23 protein-coding genes are annotated in these 25,187 nt (G+C 68.7%); 11 read left to right on the top strand and 12 right to left on the bottom strand.

Annotated features, from left to right (window positions below; genetic code table 11):
* Positions 1-367: 367 nt before the first annotated feature.
* Together ASF18_RS17840 and ASF18_RS17835 are read right to left on the bottom strand one after the other, a co-directional pair.
* Positions 368-2,059: a methyl-accepting chemotaxis protein gene (locus ASF18_RS17840; protein ID WP_056353592.1), complete on the bottom strand. Its 1,692-nt coding sequence runs from the start codon at positions 2,057-2,059 to the stop codon at positions 368-370.
* A gap of 207 nt (positions 2,060-2,266) precedes the next feature.
* Complete coding sequence (locus ASF18_RS17835; protein WP_056353587.1) at positions 2,267-3,169, bottom strand: LysR family transcriptional regulator; 903 nt, start codon at positions 3,167-3,169, stop codon at positions 2,267-2,269.
* Positions 3,170-3,294: 125 nt separating this feature from the next.
* Here ASF18_RS17835 and ASF18_RS17830 point away from each other — a divergent pair, with 125 nt between their 5' ends.
* Positions 3,295-3,696 carry a DoxX family protein gene (locus ASF18_RS17830; RefSeq protein ID WP_056353582.1) on the top strand — a complete coding sequence of 134 codons (402 nt, stop codon included), beginning with the start codon at positions 3,295-3,297 and terminating at the stop codon, positions 3,694-3,696.
* Positions 3,697-3,763: 67 nt separating this feature from the next.
* Positions 3,764-4,798, top strand: coding sequence for an Atu2307/SP_0267 family LLM class monooxygenase (locus tag ASF18_RS17825; protein WP_056353579.1), 1,035 nt, complete (start codon positions 3,764-3,766; stop codon positions 4,796-4,798).
* Positions 4,799-5,116: 318 nt separating this feature from the next.
* Here the strand turns inward: ASF18_RS17825 and ASF18_RS17820 are convergent, their stop codons facing one another.
* Entirely contained in the window at positions 5,117-5,929 is an 813-nt protein-coding gene (locus ASF18_RS17820) for a methyltransferase domain-containing protein (RefSeq protein ID WP_082487690.1), read from the bottom strand.
* Between the two features lie 71 nt (positions 5,930-6,000).
* Between ASF18_RS17820 and trmD the strand changes: the two genes are divergently transcribed.
* Positions 6,001-6,702, top strand: coding sequence for a tRNA (guanosine(37)-N1)-methyltransferase TrmD (gene trmD / locus ASF18_RS17815; protein WP_056353577.1), 702 nt, complete (start codon positions 6,001-6,003; stop codon positions 6,700-6,702).
* A gap of 74 nt (positions 6,703-6,776) precedes the next feature.
* Positions 6,777-7,532 carry a dienelactone hydrolase family protein gene (locus tag ASF18_RS17810; protein ID WP_056353574.1) on the top strand — a complete coding sequence of 252 codons (756 nt, stop codon included), beginning with the start codon at positions 6,777-6,779 and terminating at the stop codon, positions 7,530-7,532.
* 54 nt (positions 7,533-7,586) lie between these two features.
* On the opposite strand, the gene ASF18_RS17805 is transcribed toward ASF18_RS17810, so the two are convergent.
* Together ASF18_RS17805 and dctA are read right to left on the bottom strand one after the other, a co-directional pair.
* Positions 7,587-8,750 carry a mandelate racemase/muconate lactonizing enzyme family protein gene (locus tag ASF18_RS17805; protein ID WP_056353571.1) on the bottom strand — a complete coding sequence of 388 codons (1,164 nt, stop codon included), beginning with the start codon at positions 8,748-8,750 and terminating at the stop codon, positions 7,587-7,589.
* A 59-nt stretch (positions 8,751-8,809) separates the two neighbouring features.
* The gene (gene dctA / locus ASF18_RS17800; protein WP_056353569.1) at positions 8,810-10,144 is read right to left on the bottom strand and encodes a C4-dicarboxylate transporter DctA; all 1,335 of its coding nucleotides are present in this window, start codon (positions 10,142-10,144) and stop codon (positions 8,810-8,812) included.
* A 148-nt stretch (positions 10,145-10,292) separates the two neighbouring features.
* Between dctA and ASF18_RS17795 the strand changes: the two genes are divergently transcribed.
* The 4 genes from ASF18_RS17795 to mtnA all read left to right on the top strand — a co-directional run bounded on the left by ASF18_RS17795 (position 10,293) and on the right by mtnA (position 15,429).
* Positions 10,293-11,186, top strand: a complete 894-nt coding sequence (locus ASF18_RS17795) for a LysR family transcriptional regulator (protein WP_056353566.1) — start codon at positions 10,293-10,295, stop codon at positions 11,184-11,186.
* Between the two features lie 157 nt (positions 11,187-11,343).
* A complete protein-coding gene (locus ASF18_RS17790) occupies positions 11,344-12,513 on the top strand; it encodes a phosphoserine transaminase (protein ID WP_244472745.1) in 1,170 nt (389 codons plus the stop codon).
* Positions 12,514-12,620: 107 nt separating this feature from the next.
* Positions 12,621-14,213, top strand: coding sequence for a phosphoglycerate dehydrogenase (gene serA / locus ASF18_RS17785; RefSeq protein WP_056353563.1), 1,593 nt, complete (start codon positions 12,621-12,623; stop codon positions 14,211-14,213).
* A 118-nt stretch (positions 14,214-14,331) separates the two neighbouring features.
* Positions 14,332-15,429, top strand: a complete 1,098-nt coding sequence (gene mtnA, locus ASF18_RS17780; protein WP_056353560.1) for an S-methyl-5-thioribose-1-phosphate isomerase — start codon at positions 14,332-14,334, stop codon at positions 15,427-15,429.
* Between the two features lie 4 nt (positions 15,430-15,433).
* Here mtnA and ASF18_RS17775 read toward each other — a convergent pair whose 3' ends face one another.
* From ASF18_RS17775 to ASF18_RS23195, 5 genes are all read right to left on the bottom strand, one after another.
* Positions 15,434-16,429, bottom strand: coding sequence for a MaoC family dehydratase (locus tag ASF18_RS17775; RefSeq protein WP_056353557.1), 996 nt, complete (start codon positions 16,427-16,429; stop codon positions 15,434-15,436).
* 84 nt (positions 16,430-16,513) lie between these two features.
* A complete protein-coding gene (gene ychF / locus ASF18_RS17770) occupies positions 16,514-17,611 on the bottom strand; it encodes a redox-regulated ATPase YchF (protein WP_056353554.1) in 1,098 nt (365 codons plus the stop codon).
* 67 nt (positions 17,612-17,678) lie between these two features.
* Positions 17,679-18,287: an aminoacyl-tRNA hydrolase gene (pth, locus tag ASF18_RS17765; protein WP_056353551.1), complete on the bottom strand. Its 609-nt coding sequence runs from the start codon at positions 18,285-18,287 to the stop codon at positions 17,679-17,681.
* A 126-nt stretch (positions 18,288-18,413) separates the two neighbouring features.
* Entirely contained in the window at positions 18,414-19,106 is a 693-nt protein-coding gene (locus ASF18_RS17760; RefSeq protein WP_056353548.1) for a 50S ribosomal protein L25/general stress protein Ctc, read from the bottom strand.
* Positions 19,107-19,565: 459 nt separating this feature from the next.
* On the bottom strand, positions 19,566-19,793 hold the full coding sequence (locus ASF18_RS23195) for a hypothetical protein (protein ID WP_082487688.1): 228 nt from the start codon (positions 19,791-19,793) through the stop codon (positions 19,566-19,568).
* Positions 19,794-20,507: 714 nt separating this feature from the next.
* Here ASF18_RS23195 and ASF18_RS17755 point away from each other — a divergent pair.
* Complete coding sequence (locus ASF18_RS17755) at positions 20,508-21,038, top strand: TIGR02281 family clan AA aspartic protease (protein ID WP_056353545.1); 531 nt, start codon at positions 20,508-20,510, stop codon at positions 21,036-21,038.
* 91 nt (positions 21,039-21,129) lie between these two features.
* Here the strand turns inward: ASF18_RS17755 and mutS are convergent, their stop codons facing one another.
* Together mutS and ASF18_RS17745 are read right to left on the bottom strand one after the other, a co-directional pair.
* Complete coding sequence (mutS, locus tag ASF18_RS17750) at positions 21,130-23,784, bottom strand: DNA mismatch repair protein MutS (protein WP_244472775.1); 2,655 nt, start codon at positions 23,782-23,784, stop codon at positions 21,130-21,132.
* Positions 23,785-24,043: 259 nt separating this feature from the next.
* Positions 24,044-24,337, bottom strand: coding sequence for a hypothetical protein (locus ASF18_RS17745; protein WP_056273737.1), 294 nt, complete (start codon positions 24,335-24,337; stop codon positions 24,044-24,046).
* Between the two features lie 115 nt (positions 24,338-24,452).
* On the opposite strand from ASF18_RS17745, the gene ASF18_RS23830 reads away from it, so the two are divergent.
* Together ASF18_RS23830 and ASF18_RS23825 are read left to right on the top strand one after the other, a co-directional pair.
* Complete coding sequence (locus tag ASF18_RS23830; RefSeq protein ID WP_156649919.1) at positions 24,453-24,671, top strand: hypothetical protein; 219 nt, start codon at positions 24,453-24,455, stop codon at positions 24,669-24,671.
* A gap of 40 nt (positions 24,672-24,711) precedes the next feature.
* On the top strand, positions 24,712-24,936 hold the full coding sequence (locus tag ASF18_RS23825) for a hypothetical protein (RefSeq protein WP_156649916.1): 225 nt from the start codon (positions 24,712-24,714) through the stop codon (positions 24,934-24,936).
* Positions 24,937-25,187: the final 251 nt, after the last annotated feature.

Raw genomic sequence — 25,187 nt, 5'->3', positions numbered from 1 at the left:
CGCGGTGACGCCGGAGCCCATTTGTCTCAGCAAACCACTTCGGGACGCCGAGGACGGGAGCCCTTGGGCGGTTCCGCGGCCTGGGGGGCCCGGTGGGGCACCTTTTCGGGTCACATGGCGCGGCAATCCGACCCGGAGGAAGGGCATGGCCCCGGCCGAATCAGGCCCCGCCTGGGCTGCCGCATGCCCGCTCCGGTCGAGTCCGACGGCACCTGTCACGCGCGGGTCCCCTCTCCAGGACGGAGAGGGACGGGGTGGAGTGTGGAACCGCGTCGGATGGGGCATGCCCCTCACCCCGGACCTCGCCCGCACGGAAGAGGGGTCCTGATCCGACCGAGCCACCCGAGGCCATCCATCGGACGGGGTCTCAGGCGGCGCGGACGCCCGAGAGGAACCGGCTCACCTCGGCGCTGAGGTGCTCGGACTGGCGCGACAGCTCGGAGGCCGAGGCGAGCACCTGCGTGGCCGCCGCACCGGTCTCCTCCGAGGCCCTGGCCACGCCCGAGATGTTGCCTGTGACCTCGCTCGTGCCCTGGGCCGCCTGGGCGACGTTGCGCACGATCTCCTGGGTGGCGGCCCCCTGCTGCTCGACCGCCGCGGCGATGCCGCTCGCCATTCCGTCGATCTCGCGGATCCGGCCGGTGATGCCCCCGATCGCGGAGACCGCCTGGTCGGTGACGCCCTGGATCTCGCCGATCTGGCGCGCGATCTCCTCCGTCGCCCGGGCGGTCTGCCCGGCCAGCTCCTTGACCTCCGTGGCCACCACCGCGAAACCCCGCCCCGCTTCGCCGGCCCGCGCCGCCTCGATGGTGGCGTTCAGCGCCAGCAGGTTGGTCTGCCCGGCGATGTTCGAGATCAGCCCGACCATGTCGCCGATCCGGGCCGAGGTGGTCCGCAGGGCCTGGACGAGCTGGCCCGTCTGATCCGCCTCGCCGACGGCCGCCTGCGCGAGCCCCGCCGAGCCCTGAACCTGTCGGCCGATCTCCTGGACCGAGGAGCCGAGTTCCTCGGCGGCGGTCGCCACGGTGCCGACGTTCGACGCGGCCTCCTCGGCCGCCGCCGCGACCTGGCTGGACTGGGCCGCCGTCTCCTGGGCCGTCGCAGTCATCTGCTGGGCCGTCGCCTGCAACTCCGTCGCCGAGGACGAGACGAGACCGACGATCCCGCCCACGGCGCGCTCGAAGCCGTCCGCAAGCTCGATCATCGTGCGCCTGCGTTCCGTCACCGCGGCCGCGTCGGCGATGCGGCGGATCTCGGCCTGCTCGGCCGCCTTCTGCGCCACCATCGTCTTGATGCCCTCAACCGCGCGGGCGACCGCGCCGACCTCGTCACCGCGGCGCGCCTCCGGGATCGTCGCCTCGAAGGAGCCCTGCGCCATGCGCTCGAGAACGCCGACCAGGCTGGCCAGCGGCCGGGTGATCCCCAGGATGCCCACGAAGGCGGCGGTCAGGAGGCCGGCGAGCATGCCGAGGGTGCTGAACAGGATCAGGCTGTGGCGGGTGGCATTGGTCTGGGCGGTCAAATCGGCCGACCCCTTCTCCATCGACGCGGTGATGTCCTCGCCGAGCTGGCTGCCTTCCTGGACCATGAGAGCGAAGGTCGGGTCGATGGCGCGGTGCACCAGAACGATGGCCTCCGCGTTCCGGTTCGCCGTCCCTAGCCGGCGGACCTCGGACACGTCTTGCACGAACCGCTCGACGCGCGCGGTCTGCGCCTCGACGCGGGTGTCAAAGGACGGGGCCTGCAGACGCAGGTCGGCGAGGGCCTGGCGCATCGGCGCGAGCGTGGCCTCGAATCCGTCATTGGCCGCCTTCATCTGGGCGTCCTCGGTTTCCGCGATGACCCGGTAGACCCAGTAATTCATCTCGAAAACGAGCCGGTTCACCCGGCGGGCGGTCGCCGCACCCTTGGCATCCCGTGAGATGAACAGACTATAGGCATTGTCGATCTCCGTCATACGCCCCTGAGCGAACCAGACACAGACGCCGACCATTATTGCGATGAGCGCTACGATGGCTCCCAGCTTCGGTAAAATCTTGACCCTGGATAAAAACGACATGGGAGCACCCCGAATTTGCCGGCCAAGATCCAGCACGCCGATTAAAGTTTAATGGAGATTGCGGAGGATTTCTTCTTATAGATGAACTGAAACCCGTCATTTCGAGAAGCCCGGTGGTACGGATCGATCCGAGATCGCTCGAAGCCGCGGATCATCCCCGATCCAGCTCGGTGCGAGCGCGGCCGAGGCCCACTCGCCTGCCCCGGATCAGGCGCCCGGGGAGACGTCGCGGAGCTGGCCGATGAGCCAGCGGCCGGCCGGGCCCGGCGGACGCTCCATCGGGTAGACGGCCCACATCGGCAGGAACAGACCGCCCTTCGGCAGGGCGGCGACGTCGAGGCGCACGAGCTGACCATTGGCGAGATCCTCGGCCACCACGTCCAGGGGCATGCCGCCCCAGCCGAGGCCGGAGCGCAGGAAGGCGTGCTTCGATCCGAGGTCGGCGAGCCGCCAAGTGCGCGGCGAGAACACGCCGAATTCCCGCCCCTTGGTCAGGTCGCTGCGGTCGGTCAGAACGAGCTGGACCTGTTCGGCGAGGTCGGCGGTGGCGATCGGGCCGGTCCGGCGGGCGAGCGGATGAGCGGGCGCCGCGACCATCACGAGTTCGATCTGCCGCAGGGGCTCGCGGGCAAGTTCGGGAGGCAACAGGGGCGTCGCCCCCGCCACCGCGAAGGCGCAGCGTCCGTCGAGGACTGGCGCGATCACCGCCCCCAGGGTCTCGACCTGAATGCGCAGGGGCGTCTCGGGGAAGGCCGGCTGGAAGGCCGCGACCGCCTGCGTCACCACCTGGATCGGAAACAGCACGTCGAGGACGATGCTCACCTCCGGCTCCAGGCCGCCGGCGAGGTCGCGGGCCTGCGCCTTGAAGGTCTCGGCAGCCGCCACCGTGGCGCGCGCATGGGCCAGGAGCACGCGCCCGGCCTCCGTCAGCACCGGGTACCGGCTGGTGCGGTCGAACAGCTTCACCCCCGACTGGGCTTCCAGGTTGGCCAGGGACTGGCTCACCAGGGACTGCGCGCGTCCGAGCTTGCGTCCGGCGGCCGAGAAGCTGCCGGTGTCCACGGCGGCCACGAAGGTGCGGAGCTGATCGAGGGTGAGCGGGTCGAGCATCCATCTGCCTGGGTGATGGGACGCATCGAATGATAGAGGCTTCGCTGAGAGAGGGCCACCACCTAGATCGGGACTCACAGCCGAGCCGCTCCGGCCCCGGCGATCGCAGACCCGGATGATCCCCCATGTCCCTCGCCCTCACCGCCTCTCCCGCTCCCACGCGCGCCCGCACCGTCTCGGCCTGGGCGCTGCAGGGTCTCCTCGCCCTCGTCTTCCTCGCGGCGGGCGGCGCCAAGCTCGCCGGCGCGCCGATGATGGTGCAGGTCTACGACCTCATCGGCGTCGGCCAGTGGTTCCGGATCGTCACCGGCCTCGTGGAGGTCGCCGGCGCCGTCGCCCTGCTGATCCCCGGCTTCGCGGGCCTCGCCGCCCTCTGGCTCGCCGCCACCATGGTGGGCGCCGTGATCGCCCACCTGGTCGTCCTGCCCACGCCCGCCGCCCCGGCCACCGTGCTCCTCGTCCTGACCGCGACCCTGGCCTGGCTGCGCCGGGACCAGACCCGCTCGGTCCTGGGCCTGCGGCGCTGATCGGCGGAAACCCTTCGCTGCCCGTCGCCCCCGCGTCACGTCGCCCCCGCCCGCGAGAGACCCCACCATGGACATCGGCATCGACAGCTTCGCCGTCACCCTCCCCGATCCGAAGACGGGCCGGACCCTCTCGGCGGCCGAGCGCATGGAACGCCTGCTCGACGAGGTCGAAGCCGCCGACCGCTCCGGCCTCGACGTGTTCGGCATCGGCGAGCATCACCGGGCGGAGTTCCTCGACGCCGCCCCCGCCGTCATCCTGGCGGCCGCGGCCGCCCGCACCCGCCGCATCCGCCTGACCAGCGCCGTGACCGTGCTGAGCGCGGCCGATCCGGTGCGGGTCTTCCAGGACTTCGCCACCCTCGACCTGATCGCCCGGGGCCGCGCCGAGATGGTGGTCGGACGGGGCTCCTTCGGCGAGGCCTACCCGCTCTTCGGCTTCGCGGCCGAGGACTACGACGCCCTGTTCGCGGAGAAGCTCGAGTTGCTGCTCGCCCTGCGCGCTCAGACCCACGTTACCTGGCGGGGCCGCTTCCGCCCCCCGCTCACCGGCCAGGGCGTCTACCCGCGCCCGTACCAGGAGCGCCTCCCGATCTGGGTCGGCGTAGGCGGGACGCCGGCCTCCTTCGCCCGCGCCGGCACCCTCGGCCTGCCCCTGATGGTGGCGATCATCGGCGGCCGCTTCGAGCGCTTCCGGCCCCTGGTGGAGCTCTACCGCGAGGCCGGCCGCCGAGCCGGGCACGCCCCCGAGACCCTGAAGGTCGGCGTCCACGCCATCGGCTTCGTCGCCGACACCGACCGCGCGGCCCGGGAGGCGTTCTATCCGGGCTGGGCCGCGATGTTCGGCAAGATCGGGGCCGAACGCGGCTGGCCGAGTTCCGGCCTCGAGGAGCAGTTCGCCGCCATGTGCGCGCCCGGCGGGTCCTACCTCATCGGCGCCCCGGAGACGGTCGCCGCGAAGGTGCGGGCCGCCGACGCCGCCCTCGGCGGCCTGTCCCGCCTCACCTTCCAGATGAGCTCGGCGATGCAGGAGCCGGAGGCCATGCAGCGCTCCATCGCCCTGCTGGGCACCGAGGTGAAGCCGCGAGTGAGGGCAGCCGCGTGACGCTCCCGCCCCGTTATCCCTGTTCGCCAGCGGCGGGCAGAGCACGCGCGCGTCGCAAGCCGACGGTGCGCGCGAGGCGGGCGGCCCGCCCCCCGGTCCGCCCCCGGACGGCGCGGCGTCCGGTTCCGATGACGGCACGACGAACGGCTCCGCCACGCGCGCATCGGTCAGCGACCTCCTGAGCAGCTTCATCAAGCAACTGCAGAGCGTTCAGGTCACCGGGTCCGCCTACGGCGCCAATGGAACGAACCGCACCAGCAGCGCGTCCTCGGCCCTGGTCCTCGACACCAGCGCCTGACGGCGGAGTCGCTCACCCGCTCACCGCGCGCGCTTGGACGCCCCATCCTTGGCGCCCCGGGTGGTCTCGTCCCGGCAGGGGCGGATGGAATCCGGATTCGGCCGGTCGGCGGCGGCGGGCGCCGCGAAGATCGCGAGGTAGCCGACGCCGCCCTCCAGCACCGAGAAGCCGGTCTGACGGTATCCGGCGGCCGTCAGCTCGCAGGCGAGCAGCGCCGGCGGCGTGCCGTGCCGCGAGGGCACGTCGTCGGCGTCGACGATCCCGATCCGGCCGCCCGGCTTCATCATCGGCGCGAGGTTGTGAAGCAGGCCGAAGGGCTGGGCGATCTCGTGGTACATGTGGACCAGCACGGCGGCGTCGAGGGAGGCCGGGGGCAGGCGTGGATCGTGCGGCTCGCCACGCACCACCGTGACGTTGGTGAGCGCGCTCTTGGCGATGCGCCCCTCCAGGCCTGCCAGGTAGCGCGGCGTCACGTCCTCGGCATAGACGTGTCCCTGGGGACCGACCCGCTCGGCCATCCGCACCGTGTAGTAGCCGCTGCCCGCGCCGATATCGGCGATGCTCTGGCCGGCCGCGATGCCCATGAGCCGCATCACCTGCCCGACCTCGTCGACCGAATCGCGCTGCGCCTCCGAGGCCCAGAGCGGGGCGACGATCTCGGCCACCGGCCGGTCGGGCTTCGGGAAGGCCGCGGCGGGCGTACTCGCCGGGGCCAGAGGCTCGGCCGCCCGGACGGGCCGCAACAGGCCGAACCCCGTCAGGGCCAGCGCCAGGGTGACGGTCCGGACGAGGGCAACGAGGAGCCGGGGACGGAGCGAGGGGGAAGCGGCCATGCAGGCTTAACCCGCCGCCGCCGGATCGGTGCCACGTTGACCCGGCGCGCCTGCGCGCGCCAGTAAGCACCATGACCGCCAGTCCCTGGAACGCCACCGTCCTCACCCTCTATCCGGAGATGTTTCCGGGGCCGCTCGGGGTGTCCCTGTCTGGGGATGCGCTGGCGCGGGGCACCTGGAGCCTGGAGGCCCGCGACATCCGCGAGCACGGCCTAGGCCGGCACCGGGCGGTGGACGACACCCCCGCCGGGGGCGGCGCCGGCATGGTGCTGCGCTGCGACGTCCTCGCCGCCGCCATCGATGCGGCGGGCGCGCCCGACGATCCCCGGCCCCGGCTCCTGATGAGCCCACGGGGCCGCCCCCTGACGCAGGCGCGCGTCCGGTCCTTGAGCGCGGGGCCCGGCGTACTCGTCGTCTGCGGCCGCTTCGAGGGCGTGGACGAGCGCGTGATCGCCGGGCGCGGCCTCGAGGAGGTCTCCATCGGCGACTACATCCTCTCCGGCGGCGAGATCGCCGCCCTTGTGGTGCTCGACGCCTGCGTGCGCCTCCTGCCCGGCGTGATGGGCAAGCTCGCCTCCGGCGAGGAGGAGAGCTTCGAGACGGGCCATCTCGAATACCCGCACTACACCCGCCCCCGGGACTGGGAGGGCCGGGCGATCCCTGACGTACTCACCGGCGGCAACCACGGCGCCATCGCGCGATGGCGCCGGGCCGAGGCCCTGCGCCTCACCCGGGAGCGCCGGCCGGACCTGCTGCGCTCCCGCGAGGACTGACGCGTCGCCTCCGGCCGGGTTGCCCCGCCACCCGCACCGGCCATAGTCGCCGGGATTCGAACCGGGAGAGGCCGATGCCGAACGAGCGCGTAACGATCCGGACGCCCGACGGGGATTGCCCGATGGACGTCCTGGTGCCCCCCGGCCACGGGCCGTGGCCGGCGGTGATCCTCTACATGGATGCCGGGGGAATCCGGCCGGCGATGCGAGACATGGCCCGGCACCTGTCCGAGGCCGGCTACGTCGTCGCCCTGCCGGATCTCTTCTACCGCTACGGGCCCTACGGCCCCTTCGTGCCGCGGGAGGTCTTCGCCGGCGACTTCCGCGCAACCCTCGGCCCGCTGATGGCCACGACCGATCCCCAGAAGGCGGCGGGGGATACGGACGCGATCCTGGCCTATCTCGATACGCGCGCCGACGTCGCGGGCGCGACCGTCGGTGCCGTGGGCTTCTGCATGGGTGGCGGCATGGCGCTGGCCGCGGCGGGGCGGAACCCGGATCGCTTCGCGGCGGTGGCCAGCTTCCACGGCGGCAACCTCGCCACCGACGCACCGACGAGCCCGCACCGGTTCGTCGCGAAGCTGCGGGCGGAGGTCACCATCGCGGCGGCCGAGAACGATGGCAGCTACCCGCCCGCGATGGCCGAGCGCCTGGAGGAGGCCCTGACGCAGGCGGGCGTCCGGTACACTGCCCGGATCTACCCGGCCGCCCACGGCTGGATGATGCCGGACTTCCCCGTCTACGACGCCGAGGCCGCCGCGCAGGGATGGGACGCGCTGCTTGCCCTGTTCCGCCGAACCCTGCCGGGCGGCCCCCGCGCGAGCGCATGAGGCCTGCGCGGACCGCGCGGGATGCCGCCGTCCCGCACGGCCCACGCGACCGTTTCAGGCGGCGAGGTCGCGCATCACCGCGATGAGGTCCGACTTGCCCTCGAAGCCGATGCCGGGAAGCTCGGGCATGACGATGTGCCCGGCCTCGACCCGCACCCCGTCCGGGAAGCCGCCATAGGGCTGGAACAGGTCCGGATAGCTCTCGTTTCCGCCGAGGCCGAGGCCCGCCGCGATGTTGAGCGACATCTGGTGCCCACCATGCGGGATGCAGCGCTTCGGCGACCAGCCGAACTGCTCCAGCACGTCGAGGGTGCGCAGGTACTCCACCAAGCCGTAGGACAGGGCGCAGTCGAACTGCAGCCAGTCGCGGTCCGGGCGCATGCCGCCGTAGCGCAGAAGGTTGCGGGCGTCCTGATGCGAGAACAGGTTCTCGCCCGTGGCCATCGGGCCCGGATAGAACTCCGACATCGCCGCCTGCAGGGCGTAGTCGAGGGGATCGCCGATCTCCTCGTACCAGAACAGCGGGTACTCGCGGAGCATCTTGGCGTAGGCGATGGCGGTCTCGAGGTCGAAGCGCCCGTTCACGTCGACGGCGAGCTGCGCGGCCGAGCCGATCTCCGTGAGCACCGCCTCGATGCGGCGCTGGTCCTCCGCGATCGGAACGCCGCCGATCTTCATCTTCACCACGGTGTAGCCGCGGTCGAGGTAGCTGCGCATCTCGGCGCGCAGCTGGGTGTCGTCCTTGCCCGGATAGTAGTAGCCGCCCGCCGCGTAGACGAAGACGCGCGGGTCGGCCTCGATGCCCTTCTGCTCGGCGAGCATCCGGAACAGCGGCTTGCCGGCGATCTTGGCGGTCGCGTCCCAGATCGCCATGTCGAGGGTGCCCACCGCCACCGAGCGCTCGCCGTGGCCGCCGGGCTTCTCGTTGGTCATCATCGCCGCCCAGAGCTTGTGCGGGTCGAGGTTGTCGCCGGCCGCGTTCAGCACGCTCTTGGGGTCGGCTTCCAGGAGGCGATTGCGGAAGCGCTCGCGGATGAGGCCGCCCTGGCCGTAGCGGCCGTTCGAGTTAAAGCCGTAGCCCACCACCCGGCGGCCGTCGCGCTCGATGTCGGTGACGACGGCGACGAGACTGGCGGTCATCTTCGAGAAGTCGATGTAGGCGTTGCGGATGGGCGAGGCGATCGGCTTGGTGACCTCGCAGACGTCGACGATGCGCATGGGAACTCTCCTGGGTTCACTGGGCGGAGGGAAATGGGTGGGGTGACGGGGGCGCGGCCTCAGGAGGCGAGCGCGGCGGGCAATGCCCGATCGGCTCCCGGCCGGGTCTCGGCCGGAACGACGTCGGCGGCGGCGATGGCGGCCCGGTTGCGGTAGGCCTCCTCGGCCCTGCCGCGATCGAAGGCGCCCTCCCACTGGGCGATCGCGATGGTGGCCACCGCGTTGCCGATGAGGTTGGTGACCGCCCGCGCCTCGTTCATGAAGCGGTCGACGCCGAGCAGGAGCACGAGGCCGGCGACCGGGACGGTGTGGAGGCTCGACAGGGTGGCGGCGAGGGTGACGAACCCGGCCCCGGCCACGCCCGCGGAGCCTTTCGAGGTCAGGAGCAGCACCCCGAGGACGACGAGCTGGTCGCCGAGGCCCAGCGGCGTGTTGGTGGCCTGCGCCACGAAGATCGCCGCCATGGTCAGGTAGATGCAGGTGCCGTCCGCGTTGAAGGTGTAGCCCGTGGGCAGCACCAGGCCGACGACGGATTTCTCGCAGCCCAGCCGTTCCAGCTTGGCCATCATGCGCGGCATGACGGCCTCGGTGGAGCAGGTCCCGAAGGTGATGAGGATCTCGTCCTTGAAGTAGCTCAGCACCTTGGCGAGGGAGAACCCGGTCCAGGCGCAGACCGAGCCGAGCACCAGCACGACGAACAGGATCGACGTGGCGTAGACGCCGAGCATCAGGTAGGCGAGCGACCAGACGGTGCCGAACCCGTACTTGCCGATGGTGAAGGCGACTCCCGCCCCGGCCCCGATGGGGGCCAGCCGCATCACCATGGCGACGACGCGGAACAGCGCGTCGAGCAGGCTGTCGATGACGGCGACCACCGGCTTGCCGCGCTCGCCGGCCTGGACCAGGGCGAGGCCGAGCAGCAGCGAGATCAGGATGATCTGCAGCATGGCGCCCTTGGCGAAGGCATCCACGATGGTGGTGGGGATGATGTCCATCAGGAAGCCGACGAAGCCCGGCTGCGCCTCGGCCCGCTTGGCGTAGGCGGCGATGGCGCTGCCGTCGATGTGGCTGGCGTCGATGTTCATGCCCACGCCCGGCTGCATCAGGTTGACCACGACGAGACCGATGACGAGGGCGAGCGTCGAGACGACCTCGAAGTAGACGAGCGCCCGCACGCCGATGCGCCCGACCTCCTTCATGTTGCCCATCTTGGCGATGCCGACGACGATGGTGCCGAAGATGACCGGCGCGAGCAGCATCTTGATCAGCTTGATGAAGCCGTCGGCCAGGGGCTGGAGCGTCACGGCGACCTCCGGCAGCAAGACGCCGACAACACCACCCAAGACAATCGCAATGAAGACCTGAACATAGAGCCTGCCGAGCCATGACTTCATGCTCTGTTTCCTCCCATCTGCCACGTTCTGGGCAGTTTCCTCGGTGATCCCTCTTGTGGGGCTTGGCGTTGTGCTTACGCCTGGACAGCTGCGCTCGGCCAATGCCATGTTCGGTTCGCGCTATGCAGGGACGGCATCGGACGGGCGGATGGACCTGGACTGGCTGAAGGACTTCCTCGCGCTGGCCGAGCAGAAGACGTTCTCGCGCGCGGCCGAGGCGCGGAGCGTGACGCAGCCGGCCTTCAGCCGCCGCATCCGGGCCCTGGAGGACTGGGTCGGTACGTCCCTGTTCCTGCGCGGGGCGCAGGGGGCGACGCTGACGCCGGCCGGACTCCACTTCCAGCCGGCGGCCCAGGACCTGCTGCGGAGCCTCGAGCGGGCGCGGCGGGAGGCGCAGGGGGTCGGCGCCCAGGACACCGCGACGCTGTCGATCGCGGCGACGCACGCCCTGTCCTTCACGTTCTTCCCGGGCTGGGTCCGGCAGGTCATGCAGTCCCGGATGCTCGGGACCCTGAACCTCGTCTCGGACAGCATGGAAGCCTGCGAGCAGATCATGCTGTCGGGCGAGGTGCACTTCCTGCTCTGCCACTTCCACGCGGATGCGCCGACGCGCTTCGATCCGGACCGGTTCGAGAGCGTGCGGGTCGGGCACGACCTCCTCGTTCCGCTCTGCGCGCCGGCCCCGGGCGGCGCGGGCACCTGGTCGCTGCCCGGATCGCCCGACGACCCGATCCCCTACCTGGCCTACAGTCAGGCCTCGGGCCTCGGGCGCATCCTCGCGAGCTGCCGGACGGACGCGTCGCTCCACCTCGCGACCCGCTTCACCTCGCACCTCGCCGCGACGCTGACGACCATGGCGCGCGAAGGCCACGGCGTCGCCTGGCTGCCGCAGACGGTGGCGGCCGAGGACCAGGCCCGCGGCTGCCTCCGGCGCGCCGGGCCCGACCCCTTCGACGTGCCCATCGAGATCCGGCTGTTCCGATCGCCGGAGTGCCGCAACCACGCCGCCGACGCGCTCTGGGCCTATCTCCGCGACACGTGACCCGCGCCGTCATCGGGAGACCCGTTTCGCCCCGGCTCGTGTGCGGTCCGATCCCGGCCGGGCGGACGACCGCTTGCGTCCCGTGCGGCGCGGGTCCATTGGCGTCGGCGGGCCACTCCTCCCCAACGAGGAGCTCTCATCTGGAAGGATGACGCACGTGACCAACCGACCCGCCACGCGCCCCCGCGTGCCGAATTTCTCCTCCGGCCCTTGCACCAAGCGTCCGGGCTGGAGCCTCGAGGCCCTTGCCGACGCGCCGCTGGGCCGCTCGCACCGCTCGGCCATCGGCAAGGCCAAGCTCAAGGAGGCCATCGACCTCACCCGCAGCGTCCTGCAGGTGCCGGCCGATTACCGGATCGGCATCGTGCCGGCCTCCGACACCGGCGCCGTCGAGATGGCGATGTGGTCGATGCTGGGCCCGAAGACCGTCGAGGTCGTCGCGTGGGAGGCCTTCGGCCTCGAATGGGTCACCGACGCCCTGAAGGAACTGAAGATCGCGCCGCGGGTGCATGTCGGCGATTACGGCGTCCTGCCCGACCTGTCGGCCGTCGACACCCGACGCAACGACGTCATCTTCACCTGGAACGGCACCGCCGCCGGCGTCCGCGTGCCCAACGGCGACTGGATCGCCGCCGACCGCGAGGGCGTCACCATCTGCGACGCCACCTCGGCGGCCTTCGCGATGCCGCTGGACTGGGCCAAGCTCGATGTCGTCACCTTCTCCTGGCAGAAGGTCATGGGCGGCGAGGCCGCGCACGGCATGATCGTGCTCTCGCCCCGCGCCGTCGCCCGCATCGAATCGAACGTCCCGGCCTGGCCGGTCCCGAAGGTCTTCCGCCTGGCCAAGGACGGCAAGCTAATCGAGGGCATCTTCAAGGGCGACACCATCAACACGCCCTCGATGCTGGCGGTCGAGGATTACCTCGACACCCTGAAATGGGCCGCGCGCATCGGCGGCCTGCCGGCGCTGCACGCCCGGGCCGACGCCAACGCCCGGGTCATCCACGACTGGGTGGCGCGGACGCCCTGGATCGGCCACCTCGCGGCCGATCCCGGCACCTACAGCAACACCGGGATCTGCCTCGTCCTCACCGACCCGGACATCCTCGCCATGGGCGACGCCGTCGTCGGTGCGGTCGCCAAGGGCATCGCCGACACACTGGACCGCGAGGGCATCGCCTTCGACATCGGCGCCTACCGGGATGCTCCGGCCGGCCTCAGGATCTGGTGCGGCGGCACGGTCGAGTCCGCGGACCTCGAGGCCCTGACCCCGTGGCTCGACTGGGCCTTCGCGTCCGAGAAGGCGAAGCTCGCCCGGGCCGCCTGACGCCCGCGCGACCTCGATGTCACCCGCGTCGTATACCGTGCGCGCGACGGAGCCGCTGTCCGGCCCCGTTGCGCGTCGGTCCTCCCCCGCCCGAGCCGGACACCGCCATGCCCGCGCCCAAGGTGCTCATCTCCGACGCCCTCTCCGAAGCCGCCGTGCAGCGCCTGCGCGACCGCGGCCTCGACGTCGACTTCCGGCCCGAGCTCGGCCGGGATCGCGACGCCTGCGCCGCCCTGATCGGGGCCTATGACGGTCTCGCGATCCGCTCCACCACCAGGGTCACGGCCAAGCTGCTGGCGCGGGCTGACCGTCTGAAGGTGGTCGGGCGCGCCGGAATCGGGGTCGACAACGTCGACGTGGCGGCGGCCACCGCCCGCGGCGTCATCGTGATGAACACCCCCTTCGGCAACGCGATCACCACCGCCGAGCACGCCATCGCGATGATGTTCGCCCTCGCCCGGCAGATCCCGCAGGCCGACGCCTCGACCCAGGCCGGCCGCTGGGAGAAGGCCCGCTTCATGGGCACGGAGCTGACGGGCAAGACCCTGGGGATCATCGGCTGCGGCAACATCGGCGCCGTCGTCGCCGACCGGGCGATCGGTCTCAAGCTCAAGGTGATCGCCTACGATCCCTACCTCACGCCGGAGCGCGCCGCCGAGATCGGCGTCGAGAAGCGCGAACTCGACGCGCTTCTCGCGCGGGCCGACCTGATCAGCCTGCACGTCCCCCTGACCGAGCGGACCCGGAACATCCTCTCGGCCGACGCCCTGGCGCGGACGAAGCCGGGCGTCCGCATCATCAACTGTGCCCGCGGTGGCCTGGTCGACGAAGTCGCACTGCGCGCTGCCCTCGAGTCCGGCCGGGTCGGGGGCGCCGCCTTCGACGTGTTCGCGACCGAGCCGGCTTACGAGAACCCGCTCTTCGGGCATCCGAACGTGGTCTGCACGCCCCATCTCGGCGCCGCGACGAAGGAGGCGCAGGAGAACGTCGCCCTGCAGATCGCGGAGCAGATGGCGGACTACCTCCTGCAGGGCGCCGTCGTGAACGCCGTCAACACGCCGTCGATCTCGGCCGACGAGGCGCCGCGCCTGAGACCCTTCGTGGAGCTGGCCGAGAACCTCGGCTCGTTCCTGGGCCAGCTCACCGACGCGCCGATCCACGGCATCCGGGTGACGTATGAAGGCGCGGTGGCGGCGATGAACACGCGCGCACTCACGGCGGCTGCCGTCACCGGCGTGCTCCGCCCCGTCCTGTCGGGCATCAACATGATCTCCGCCCCGGCGGTGGCGCGCGAGCGCGGCATCCGGGTCGAGGAGGTCACCCGCGCCGGCGGGGCACCCGATTTCGGATCGGTGATCCGCATCACCGTCGAGGCCGAGGACATGCCCCGCGATGCCGCCGGCACGGTCTTCCACGACGGCAAGCCGCGCATGATCGAGATCCGCTCCATTCCGATCGATTCCGCCTTCGCGGAGCACATGCTGTACGTGCGCAATCACGACCAGCCGGGCTTCATCGGACGCTTCGGCAGCGCGCTCGGCGCAGCCGGCGTCAACGTGGCGACGTTCGCCCTCGGACGCGATGGGATGGGCGGCAATGCCATCTGTTTCTGCGCCGTCGATGCGCCGGTCTCGAAGGACGTTCTGGCTAGCATCGCCGCGATCCCACAGGTGAAGCGGGTGCGGCCGCTGCGGTTCTGAGAATTTTGCGGTCTCGACAGATCGGGCCGCAAGCTGGCCTCCCGACCGCATTCTGACGTAAACGCCGTCCAACGACGAGGCTTCTCGGCCTCGAAACCGCCAGCATCCGGATCCCCCCATGAAGATCGACGGCAAGCCCTACCGCACCATCTTCCCCGCAGAGGACGGCGCCTCCGTGGCAGTGATCGACCAGACCCGCCTGCCCTTCGCCTTCGAGCTGAAGACGCTGTCCACCCTGGACGAGGCCGCGGTGGCGATCCGCACCATGGTCGTGCGCGGCGCCCCGCTCATCGGTGTCACGGCCGCCTATGGGCTCGCCCTCGGCCTGCGCGCGGATGCCTCCGAAGCCGGGCTCGACCGGGCCGCGGCGATCCTCGCCGCCACGCGGCCGACCGCGATCAACCTGCGCTGGGCCCTCGACCGTGTCGCCGCCAAGCTTCGCACGGTGCCGGCGGCCGAGCGCGCAGCCTTCGCCTACGCGGAGGCCGGCCGCATCGCCGACGAGGACGTGGAGAGCTGCCACGCCATCGGCGTCCATGGTGCACAGATCCTGAGCGACCTGCACCGTCAAAAGAATCGCACCATCAACGTGCTGACCCACTGCAACGCCGGCTGGCTCGCGACGGTGGATTGGGGAACGGCCCTGGCACCCATCTACGTGGCGCACGATGCCGGCGTGCCGATCCACGTTTTCGTGGACGAGACTCGCCCTCGGAACCAGGGCGCGGCCCTGACGGCGTTCGAACTCAACGCCCACGGCGTCCCGCACACCGTCATCGCCGACAATGCCGGCGGTCACCTCATGCAGCACGGTGCCGTCGACGTCTGCATCGTCGGCTCGGATCGTACCACGGCCTCGGGTGACGTCTGCAACAAGATCGGCACCTACCTGAAGGCGCTGGCCGCCAGCGACAACCGGGTGCCGTTCTACGCCGCCCTGCCCTTCTCGACGATCGATTGGACCCTGGACGACGGCGTGCGCGAGATCCCCATCGAGGAGCGCGACGGACGCGAGGTCACGCATCTCACCGGGCGTCTGGCCGATGGCGGCTTCGCCACCGTCGAAGTCGTCTCGCCGGGAAGCCCTGTGGCGAACCCCGCCTTCGACGTGACGCCGGCACGCCTCGTCACCGGTCTCATCACGGAGCGCGGCGTCGCCGCGGCCGATGCCGAGGGGCTTCTCGGCCTTTACCCGGAACGGCGCAAGGCCGCCTGACGCCTCAGGCGTCGGATGCCCATTGCCAGAACACAGAGCCAGTGAAGGCGAAGACTTTCTCGCCGCGCTGGTTCACGCCAGTGTTCTGGTGGGAGGCGAGGCCCCAGCCGGGGCGCGACGCGGTCTCGCGCTTGTCGATTAGGGTAGAGCTGTATCGGATCGTGTCACCGGCATAGACCGGCGCCAGCCAGCGCATGTCGCGAAAGCCCGGTGAGGGACCGAGTTGCGGGACCGGACCGGTCTTCGCCGTATGGATGATGTCGCGGCCGCGGGTGATGTGGAGCCGTTTCATCCAAGCGGCAGCGGTATGCCAACCGGAGGCGCAGAGCGCGCCGAAATGGGTGTGCTGGGCGGCCTCCGGGTCGAGGTGGAACGCCTGCGGGTCGTAGGCTTGCGCGAAGGCCATGACCGCCTCCGGCGTGAAGTGGTGGCCGCCGAGATCCCGCACGGCACCGATGGGTGTCGCTTCGAGGAAGTGGAGCTGTTCGGCATCGTCGGGCTCTGCGGACGGCACGGCGTCCGCAGGCGATACGGCCCGCGGCGGCAAGGAGGCCACGCCGCGCCGCGGAAACATCACCGTGAAGATCTGTGTCATCACGCGCTCGCCATCCCCGTTCAGGACGGTCATCGCGAAACCGACGAAGCCGCGGTCCGGCTTCGAGTTCGAGGCCCGGCAGGTGTCGACCCGGACCGAGATGCTTAGGCGATCGCCCGGCAGCACCGGCCGGAGCCAGCGCAGCTCGTTGATCCCGGGCGAGCCCATCGAGGTAGCGCCGCGGAAGACATGCTTCTGCAGGAGACGCATCCCGAAGCCGGCGGTCTGCCAGCCGGAGCCGATCAGCTGACCGACGAAGGTTTCCTTGGCGGCCTCCGGGTCGAGGTGGAACGGTTGCGGGTCGAATTCCTGAGCGAAGGCAATGATCTCGGCTTGCGTCACCGTCAGCGGACCACCCTCGATCACCGTACCGGGCGTGAAGTCCTCGAAGGTGATGCCGGTCATGCGGATCCTTTCAGGCGCTGGAACTCGACGGGCCGAGGGACGGCCCGCCGATGCGGGAGCGAGGCCGCCCTCGCCCGTGTCAGATCAGTTGGCGAAGCGGAAATGCAGCACGTCGCCGTCCTGCACCACGTATTCCTTGCCTTCGAGGCGGAACTTGCCGGCCTCCTTGGCGCCGGCCTCACCCTTCAGGCTCGTATAATCGTGGAAGGCGATGGTCTCGGCGCGGATGAACCCCTTCTCGAAGTCCGTATGGATCACGCCGGCGGCGGCGGGAGCCCGGGTGCCTTTTTCGATGGTCCAGGCGCGCGCTTCCTTGGGCCCCACCGTGAAGTAGGTGATGAGGCCGAGAAGCTCGTAGCCGGCGCGGATGACACGGTTCAGGCCGGGCTCGGCGAGACCGACAGCCTCCAGGAAATCGCCCTGGTCGCCGAGCGGCATCACGGCGATCTCGCTCTCGATCTTGGCGGAGACAACGACCGCCTTGGCGTCTTCCGCCTTGGCGCGGGCCATCACGGCATCCGAGTAGGCGTTGCCCTTGTCGGCATCGCCTTCATCGACGTTGCAGACGTAGAGGACCGGTTTCGCCGTCATTAAGCCGAGGCTCTGGAACAGGTGCTCCTCCTCGGGCTTACGCTGCACGAGGCGCGCGGGCTTGCCTTCGCGCAGCAGCGGCAGGGCACGCTGGACGAGATCGAGGGTCTCCTTGGCCTCCTTGTCGGCGCCCTTGGCCTTCTTCTCGAGGGCGATGATGCGCTTCTCGAGGCTGTCGAGGTCGGCGAGCATCAGCTCGGTCTCGATCGTCTCGATGTCGGCCGCTGGGTCGACCTTGCCCTCGACATGCGTCACGTCACCGTCGGTGAAGCAGCGGACCACATGCGCGATGGCATCGACCTCGCGGATGTTGGCGAGGAACTGGTTCCCCAGGCCTTCGCCCTTCGAGGCGCCGCGCACGAGGCCGGCGATATCCACGAACGTGAGCCGGGTCGGAATGATTTCCTTCGAGGCTGCGATCCTGGCGAGATCGTCGAGACGCGGATCCGGCACCGCCACCTCGCCGACATTCGGCTCGATGGTGCAGAAGGGATAGTTCGCCGCCTGCGCCGCCGCCGTCTGCGTCAGCGCATTGAAAAGGGTCGACTTGCCAACGTTCGGCAGGCCGACGATGCCGCATTTGAAGCCCATGGGTCACCTGTCCGTTCGCGGGTCCGCTGAAAAGCTGCCCGCGTGAAATCCGATGTCACCGCTGCGGTCAATCGCGCGCGTTGACCTGTTTGACGTCGTCCCAGCCGCGCCCCGCCATGGCGAGGTGGACCTTGTTCTGAAAGCTCGCATCCTCGCCACCGGCCAGCAGGGGCGCATGGTCGGCGATGGCCCGGCAGAGGTCGTCGACCCAAGCCTCCTCCGCCTTGCCGAAGTTGTTCAGCACGTAGGCGTGCACCAGGGCCTTGTCCCCTGGATGTCCGATACCGAGGCGGACCCGGCGGTAATCGTTGCCGCATTGCGCCGTGATCGAGCGCAGCCCATTGTGGCCGGCATTGCCCCCCCCCGTCTTCACCCGCAGCTTGGCCGGGGCGAGATCCAGTTCGTCGTGCAAGACGATGACGTCGGAGAGGGCGATCTTGTAGAAGCGCTGCGCTTCCTGCACGGCACGCCCGGATTCGTTCATGAAGGTCTGCGGCTTCAGCAGGATCGCCCGCTCGGACCCAAGGGCCACTTCGGCGATCTCCCCCTGGAACTTGTGGCGCCACGGTCCGGCGCGGTGCACGCGCGCGATCTCGTCCACGGCGAGGAAGCCGATATTGTGGCGGTTCCTAGCGTAGCGTGGGCCGGGATTGCCGAGGCCGACGATCAGGCGCATTGCGCGAATCGATCCAGACAGGTTTTCGCATCGGAACGCCGCGGGCGTCCCCGGAAACGGAGATGCCCCGGCCTGATGGCCGGGGCACCCGCAGAGATGGGGTGAGACAGGGCTTGCGCCCCAGGCTCAATCCTCCTTCTTCTCGTCCTCGCCGGCCTCCTCGGTGGCCTCTTCTTCGGCCTTCTCCTCGGCGGCCTCGGCGGACTGCGCCTCAGCGATCGCGGCCTCTTCGGCCTCGACCTCGGCGCCAAGCACGGTCGGCGGCACGATGTTGGCGACGGTGGCGTCGGGCTCACCGGTGAAGGTGGCGCCGGACGGCAGCTTCACGTCGGTGATGTGGATGGCATCACCGATATCACGGCCGGTTAGATCGATCTCGATGGCATCCGGGATCGCGTCGGGTGCAACGTCGAGCGCAAGCGTGTGAAGCACGACGTTGAGCGTGCCGCCCTTCTGCTTGATGCCGGGGGCCGCGTCCTCGTTCAGGAAGTGGACCGGGACCTCAACCGTGATCGACTGGCCGGCAACGACGCGCAAAAAATCGACGTGGATCGGCACGCCGGACACCGGATCCAGGTGGAAATCGCGCGGGATTGCGCGAGTCTTCTTGCCGCCCGCATTGATCTCGAACAGGGTGGTCTTGAAGCCACCAGCGTAGATCAGCGTGCGGACGCGGACTAGGTCGACGGCGATGGACTGCGGAGCCTGACGGCCACCATAGATGACGGCGGGAACTTGACCCTGGCGACGAACGGCCCGGGCGGCCCCCTTGCCGACCCGGTCGCGTGCCACGGCCTCAAGCGTCTTGACTGCGCTCATGGTGTGATCCTTTTGAAAATGAAAATCTCGGGAAAACGCGAAAGGCCGCCCGAAACGGACGGCCATGCCCCGATCCCCGAAGCGCCCGTGCCTCCAAGGGTGTCTGGCGGGCGCTGGCGCGGCCTATACCCGCAAGTAGCGCGCGGCGCAACCGAGGCGTCGTCTGGACGCGGTCATTTCGGCGCGAGCCGATCGCCCCAAGGCGATCCATCCGACCCGGATCCGCATCGTGGACCGAAGCTAGGCTGACGATATCTCGGCGTGCAGCTAGGCGAGCCCGGCCCGAGACACGAGCGCGCTATCTTACTGATCGAATCTAAAGATCGGATAATTTAGATCGGATAATTTGAGAGATATTTCGCTTTCGGCCACGAGGCATTGACGAAAACGCTCCAATGGGAAACGTCCCACTGGAGCGCGGATCGGAGAGATACTGCCCTGACGCACGGGGCGGTCGTCTTAACGAACGGACACGTCAACGGTCTCGGCAATGACCCGCCGGGTGGCAGGCACGCGTGGGGTCAGGGAAGGCGTCGTCGTCAATTCGGAAGCGGGACGCACGGTGGCCGTTGCGCGGGCCTGCTCCCGATACAGCGGCGGCATAAGGAATGTACGATCGTCCGCCATCGCAGTATTGGCAAGGCTGGCCGTTGCGAGGGTCGCAAGAATCAAGATACGGCTGGTCATGACAGGTGTCCTTCTTTTCACCGGAGGTCCATGCCTCGTCCGGTGATCGCAATGTATTTGCACCGCACCATCATTCAAACAGATGATTTCAATAATTGATATCGATGAAATCAATGGGAGGGTAATGCGTATGGCTGGCCGCGTCCCCTTCAGTCGGCGCCACCGGCGTCAAGCCGTGCACCCGAGCCTTTGAGAGGTGTGGTTCGCTTGACCGCAGACGGAGCCAGCAGGCTTGCTCACGGTGACAATCCCGCCCGGGGAGAACGATAGTACCCGGGCACCCGTCGTGCGGGCAGCGACGCGCTCCGTCGCGGGGAAGGTCTCGGCCGCGCCCCGATTCCACGTTTCGAAGGTGTGGCTCCAGGCTTCATCGGTGCGCAGTTCGGCAGCATCAGCCCAAGCGACGCGTTCACCCCAATTGAGCCCCGCCATCGCAGCGACAGTAGAGTAGGCGTGTTTGAACTTCGCGGCCCAGCAGGCGGCCTGCGCCGAGCAACTTGCCAACGTTGGGTAGGACACCTTTTTATCCGAGGTCGCCGACCTCCAGGGTCAGCAATTGGGGTGCCGCAGCGCGATCTCATCAATCGATCCCGTCAGCGACTCTGAAACCATAAGCCTTGGTCACAGCGAATCACGAGAAGATTCCCACCCCAAACCGACGGCTCGTTCACCCTGGCGGATCTATTCTTCCGCATCGAGGAAGGAATGGGTGCTATGACGCGACCGATCGTATGGGCGTTCGGAGTGACGGCAGCCGCCGCAATCTGGGCCGTCGGGCTAGCAGAGCGATTTCAACGTCCGCCGACCCCGGAGACTGCCATCATTGCCACGCCGCTGGGCGAGCGCGCCATGGGCGCATCGGTGCGAGGCGGCCCGAGCACCCTGACGCTCTTCTCCGATGCGCAAGGACACTTCTCAACCGATGCGGTGATCGACGGGAAGCGTCTGCGCATGTTGGTCGATACCGGTGCAACAGCCTGCGCCTTCACTTACGAGGATGCAGAGCGCGCGGGCTTGCGGGTCGGCGAACACGATTTCCGCGTACCGGTCCAGACTGCCAACGGTACCATCCTGGCGGCGCCGGTGCGTATTCCCGAAATACGGATCGGCACCATCACCGTTCAAGGGGTCAACGGCATGGTCATGCCTCGCGGGCGCCTGTCCACCAGCCTCCTCGGCATGTCCTTTCTGAAGCGCTTGAACGAGTTCAGTATGAATGGAGGCCGCCTCACCCTGCGGGGGTGACCCTGTCGACGTCCCATCGGGTCCAAGGTGTCAACGATCAGGCCCCGCCCGTGGGCCCAGTCGTCGGCACCTGAGACCATCCGAGACGTCCTCAATGGCCCTGGCTGACCACAGCTTTGAGCCTGTACAGGGCCTCCAGGGCCTCGCGTGGCGTTAGCGCGTCCGGATCGATGGCTTCGAGGGCGAGGCGCAGGGTGTCGTCGGGCGCTTCGGAGACCGGCTCCGGCATCGGCGGCGGCGCCAGATTGGCAAAGAGCGGCAAGTCGTCGATGCGGGGCCTTGAGGGTCGGTCGCGCTCGGCTTTCTCGAGATGCTTCAGGATCGAACCCGCACGAGCGATCACGCCGGCCGGAAGGCCTGCCAGCCGTGCCACCTGCAACCCGTAGGAGCGCTCGGCCACGCCCGGCACCACTTCATGCAGGAAGACGACTTCGCCCTTGTGCTCGGCCACCCGGAGAGTCGCGTTGTCGAGGTGGGAAAGGCGCTGTCCAAGGGCGGTAAGCTCGTGGAAGTGGGTCGCGAACAGGGCGCGGCCGCCATTCTGCTCGTGCAGGTGCTCAAGGCAGGCCCAGGCGATGGAGAGGCCATCGAAGGTCGCGGTGCCGCGACCGATCTCGTCCAAGATCACGAGGGAGCGACGGGTCGCCTGATTCAGGATCGCAGCGGTCTCGACCATCTCGACCATGAAGGTCGATTGCCCTCGGGCGAGGTCGTCAGCGGCACCAACGCGGGAGAACAGCCGATCGACGACGCCGAGGCGAACGCGCGCCGCCGGCACGAACGCGCCGATCTGCGCCAGGACGGCAATCAGCGCGTTCTGACGCAGGAAAGTCGACTTGCCGCCCATATTGGGACCCGTCACCAGGCGGATGCGCCCGCGCCCCTCCCCCGACAGATCGCAGTCGTTGGCGATGAAGGGAGCGCCGGAGCGGTGGAGCGCCGCCTCCACCACGGGATGGCGTCCTCCTTCCACCACGAAGGCGTAGCTTTCATCGACCAGAGGGCGGCGCCAGTCGCGCTCGACCGCGAGTTCGGCGTGCGACGCGGCCACATCGAGCCGCGCGAGGGCCTCGGCCACTTCAGCAATAGCGGTTGCCTGCGTCAGGACTCGTCCGGCGAGGGCATCGAACACGGCGTTCTCCAAGGCCAGGGCCCGGTCGGATGCACCCGAGATACGGCTTTCGAGCTGGCCGAGTTCGACACTTGTGAAGCGCATCGCATCGACCATGGTCTGGCGATGGATGAAGGTCTCGCGCATCACACCTTTGAGGCAGGCCTCGCCCACCCCCTGCGGCACCTCGATGTAGTAGCCGAGCATGTTGTTGTGTTTGATCCGAAGGGTACGACAGCCAGTCTCCTCGGCGTAACGCGCCTGCAGGGCAGCGATGACCTTTCGTGAATCCTGGCCGAGCAGTCGGCTTTCGTCGATCTCCGAATCGTAGCCGGGGCGTACGAACCCCCCATCTTGACGCTTCAGGGGGAGGTCGTCGGCCAGCGCCGCACGAAGTTCCGACACCAGGGCGCGGTCCACGGCAGCAAGGCAGGTCGCGACCGCCAAGAGATCCTCCGGCAGACGCACCAGGCTCCCACATCGATCGGCGAGATCCTGCGCCGCGTCGAGACCATCACGGAGAGCCGCGAGGTCACGTGGGCCGCCCCGTCCTAAGGCAAGACGCGAGAGGGCTCGGGCGAGATCCGGCGCTCTTGCGAGGCCGTCGCGGAAGGCGGCGCGGGTAGGCGCATCATCGACCAGGAACTCCACAGCTGCGTGGCGGTGCCGGATCGCCTCGAGATCAGTCAGGGGGCCGGCGAGGTGCTCCGCAAGGAGGCGGGCCCCACCCGCGGAGACAGTCCGGTCGATGGCGTCCAGCAGGCTTCCCTTACGCTCACCGGATAGGGTTCGGGTCAGTTCGAGATTGGCACGGGTGGATGCATCGATGGAGAGGGTCGCGGCGGAGCTCTCTCGAGTCGGCGGTGACAGGGTCGGACGCGCACCGACCTGTGTGCGCTCGATGTAAAGCAGTGCCGCCCCTGCGGCGGCGATCTCGGCCCGCCCGAACTGGCCGAAACCCTCCAGAGTCGAAACCCCGAATTGCGCCTTGAGCCGCCGCTCGGCCGCGGAGAGTTCGAGTTCAGCCTGGGCCAACGGCGTTACGGGGGCCGAGCATTCGCGCCACAACCGGGCGAGCGCCGGATCGGCGTGAATGGTTTCCGACAGCACGATCTCGCGCGGATCGTGCCGGGCGATCGCGGAATCGAGTTCGCCGGACGCCACCTCGCTCAGGGAGAAGCGCCCCGTCGAGATGTCCAAGGCTGCAAGACCATAGACGGAGGCCGTTTCCCCCGCCTTACGACGGGCGATCGCGAGCAGGATATTCGCACGAGCCGGATCGAGGAGGCGATCCTCGGTGATGGTCCCGGGCGTGACAAGTCGGACCACTTCGCGCCGTACGACGGATTTTGGACCCCGCTTCTTCGCTTCGGCGGGATCTTCCGTCTGCGCACAAACCGCAACACGATGGCCGAGCGCGATGAGGCGGCTGAGGTAGTCGTCGGCGCGATCCACCGGCACGCCGCACATGGGGATGTCGGTCCCGCCGTGCTTCCCCCGTTTGGTGAGCACGATCCCCAAGGCGCGGGATGCGATCTCCGCATCCTCGAAGAACAGTTCGTAGAAATCGCCCATCCGATAAAACAGAAGGCAATCGGTGTTAGCGGCCTTGATCTCGATATACTGCGCCATCATCGGGGTGGCGCCAGCCGTCTCGAGGACGGCCGCACTGGTCGCGTAATCCGAGGGAGCGGAACCGGACTTGGCAACGGAGCGGGCGATGCGCTGTGACATGGGCTCAGCATAGCAGAGCGGCCGTCGTAGAATCAGCGCGAGGATGCGTCTCGCCTGGGGAGAAGCAGAAAAGCGCCAGGGCTGGGGAATCTGAAAAAGGCCGACGTGCTCTGCACGTCGGCCCTACGATCAACCGGACTGCTATGACCGACGCCGATGATCAGTAGCGCGGGCCGCCTGAGGTGTTGCCCTTCTGCTGCTGATAGCCGGGCTGCGACGGATTGCGGGAATTCGGATCGCTCATCATCCGAGAGCGCGGCATGCGGTGCATGCGGCGGTGATGACGGTGATGGCGCATGCCGCGGTGGTGACGGCGATAAGCGACCTGATCGACCGCTTGATCACCGGCGACGGCAAGGGCAGGCGCTGGCATCACGGGAGCGGCCGACGCAGACGTCAGTCCGATGGCGCCGAGCAGAGTGCTGGCGGCCAGAGCGATCGCAAGTTTCGTCATGAGTTCCATCTTCCGTCGACGCGCCCGTTGCGCATCCAGCGAACAAGTCCTTCCAAGTGAATCCGTTCCCATTCGTGGGCTTCGAAGATGCCATTCTTTCCGAAGATTTGTTGGGATGAAAGAGACGATGGAAGCCCGCGTGCGGGGCAGCTCAGCGAGCAGTCTTCCAATGCATTGCTCTTCGACGGCAGATCCGGACGGGTTCATGGAAAAGAACGCTGTCCGGGACCCACCGGCGATTGGTGCCTTCATTGCGCGCGTGCCGGTGCTGCGTGATGCCGAATGGCTGTTGAAGCAACGCCACCGTCGACATTTCGCCGATCCCCCCGCTTGAACGTTCAGCTGGAAAATTGGGCTTGTTTTAGGAGTAGGCGATGTCCTGGACCGTCCATTGGAGCGAACCGGTCGAAGCAGGCTTATCCGAGGAGGATATTATGCCGCATGTCTATCTCGCCATACGAGGCGAAGAGGAGGCCTTACGCGTCGCGAGCGAATTCTTGAATCAAGGGTTGATCGTCTGGTCGATCCGGCGGGATCATGGAATCCTAGAGATGCACCGACATCGCATCTTTCATCACTTCAATCCGCTCACCTCGTAGGTCGCCAGATCGAATCCGTGGATCTTCGCTTTGTCCTACCCCCGGGACGGGCCGGCACGCTCGTTGGATGATGCGAGGGATCGGTATTGGGCGAGCACGAGGATTTATCTTGCTAGACTACGGACAGAGGAAGTGAGCCTCAGAAGGCATTGGTGCGGCGGGTGATTTCGGCCAGGACGGTGCGCAGGAGGATCTGGAGGTCGAGGCGCAAGCTCTGGTGCTCGATGTACCAGAGGTCGAGGGCGGCGCGT

Origin of the sequence: Methylobacterium sp. Leaf89 (assembly GCF_001422215.1) — a bacterium.
Classification (GTDB): domain Bacteria; phylum Pseudomonadota; class Alphaproteobacteria; order Rhizobiales; family Beijerinckiaceae; genus Methylobacterium.
This window is presented reverse-complemented; position numbering and strand designations above follow the sequence as displayed.

Bases quoted from the DNA above. Each gene is read 5' to 3' on its own strand.
- ASF18_RS17755 (WP_056353545.1), top strand. From the start codon at position 20,508: ATGACGCGACCGATCGTATGGGCGTTCGGAGTGACGGCAGCCGCCGCA.
- mutS (WP_244472775.1), bottom strand. From the start codon at position 23,784: ATGATGGCGCAGTATATCGAGATCAAGGCCGCTAACACCGATTGCCTT.
- mtnA (WP_056353560.1), top strand. From the start codon at position 14,332: ATGAAGATCGACGGCAAGCCCTACCGCACCATCTTCCCCGCAGAGGAC.
- ASF18_RS17840 (WP_056353592.1), bottom strand. From the start codon at position 2,059: ATGTCGTTTTTATCCAGGGTCAAGATTTTACCGAAGCTGGGAGCCATC.
- serA (WP_056353563.1), top strand. From the start codon at position 12,621: ATGCCCGCGCCCAAGGTGCTCATCTCCGACGCCCTCTCCGAAGCCGCC.
- ASF18_RS23195 (WP_082487688.1), bottom strand. From the start codon at position 19,793: ATGACCAGCCGTATCTTGATTCTTGCGACCCTCGCAACGGCCAGCCTT.
- ASF18_RS23825 (WP_156649916.1), top strand. From the start codon at position 24,712: ATGTCCTGGACCGTCCATTGGAGCGAACCGGTCGAAGCAGGCTTATCC.
- ASF18_RS17760 (WP_056353548.1), bottom strand. From the start codon at position 19,106: ATGAGCGCAGTCAAGACGCTTGAGGCCGTGGCACGCGACCGGGTCGGC.
- dctA (WP_056353569.1), bottom strand. From the start codon at position 10,144: ATGAAGTCATGGCTCGGCAGGCTCTATGTTCAGGTCTTCATTGCGATT.
- ASF18_RS17745 (WP_056273737.1), bottom strand. From the start codon at position 24,337: ATGACGAAACTTGCGATCGCTCTGGCCGCCAGCACTCTGCTCGGCGCC.
- ASF18_RS17830 (WP_056353582.1), top strand. From the start codon at position 3,295: ATGTCCCTCGCCCTCACCGCCTCTCCCGCTCCCACGCGCGCCCGCACC.
- ychF (WP_056353554.1), bottom strand. From the start codon at position 17,611: ATGGGCTTCAAATGCGGCATCGTCGGCCTGCCGAACGTTGGCAAGTCG.
- ASF18_RS17810 (WP_056353574.1), top strand. From the start codon at position 6,777: ATGCCGAACGAGCGCGTAACGATCCGGACGCCCGACGGGGATTGCCCG.
- ASF18_RS17805 (WP_056353571.1), bottom strand. From the start codon at position 8,750: ATGCGCATCGTCGACGTCTGCGAGGTCACCAAGCCGATCGCCTCGCCC.
- ASF18_RS17820 (WP_082487690.1), bottom strand. From the start codon at position 5,929: ATGGCCGCTTCCCCCTCGCTCCGTCCCCGGCTCCTCGTTGCCCTCGTC.
- ASF18_RS23830 (WP_156649919.1), top strand. From the start codon at position 24,453: ATGAAAGAGACGATGGAAGCCCGCGTGCGGGGCAGCTCAGCGAGCAGT.
- trmD (WP_056353577.1), top strand. From the start codon at position 6,001: ATGACCGCCAGTCCCTGGAACGCCACCGTCCTCACCCTCTATCCGGAG.
- ASF18_RS17825 (WP_056353579.1), top strand. From the start codon at position 3,764: ATGGACATCGGCATCGACAGCTTCGCCGTCACCCTCCCCGATCCGAAG.
- ASF18_RS17835 (WP_056353587.1), bottom strand. From the start codon at position 3,169: ATGCTCGACCCGCTCACCCTCGATCAGCTCCGCACCTTCGTGGCCGCC.
- pth (WP_056353551.1), bottom strand. From the start codon at position 18,287: ATGCGCCTGATCGTCGGCCTCGGCAATCCCGGCCCACGCTACGCTAGG.
- ASF18_RS17775 (WP_056353557.1), bottom strand. From the start codon at position 16,429: ATGACCGGCATCACCTTCGAGGACTTCACGCCCGGTACGGTGATCGAG.
- ASF18_RS17795 (WP_056353566.1), top strand. From the start codon at position 10,293: ATGGACCTGGACTGGCTGAAGGACTTCCTCGCGCTGGCCGAGCAGAAG.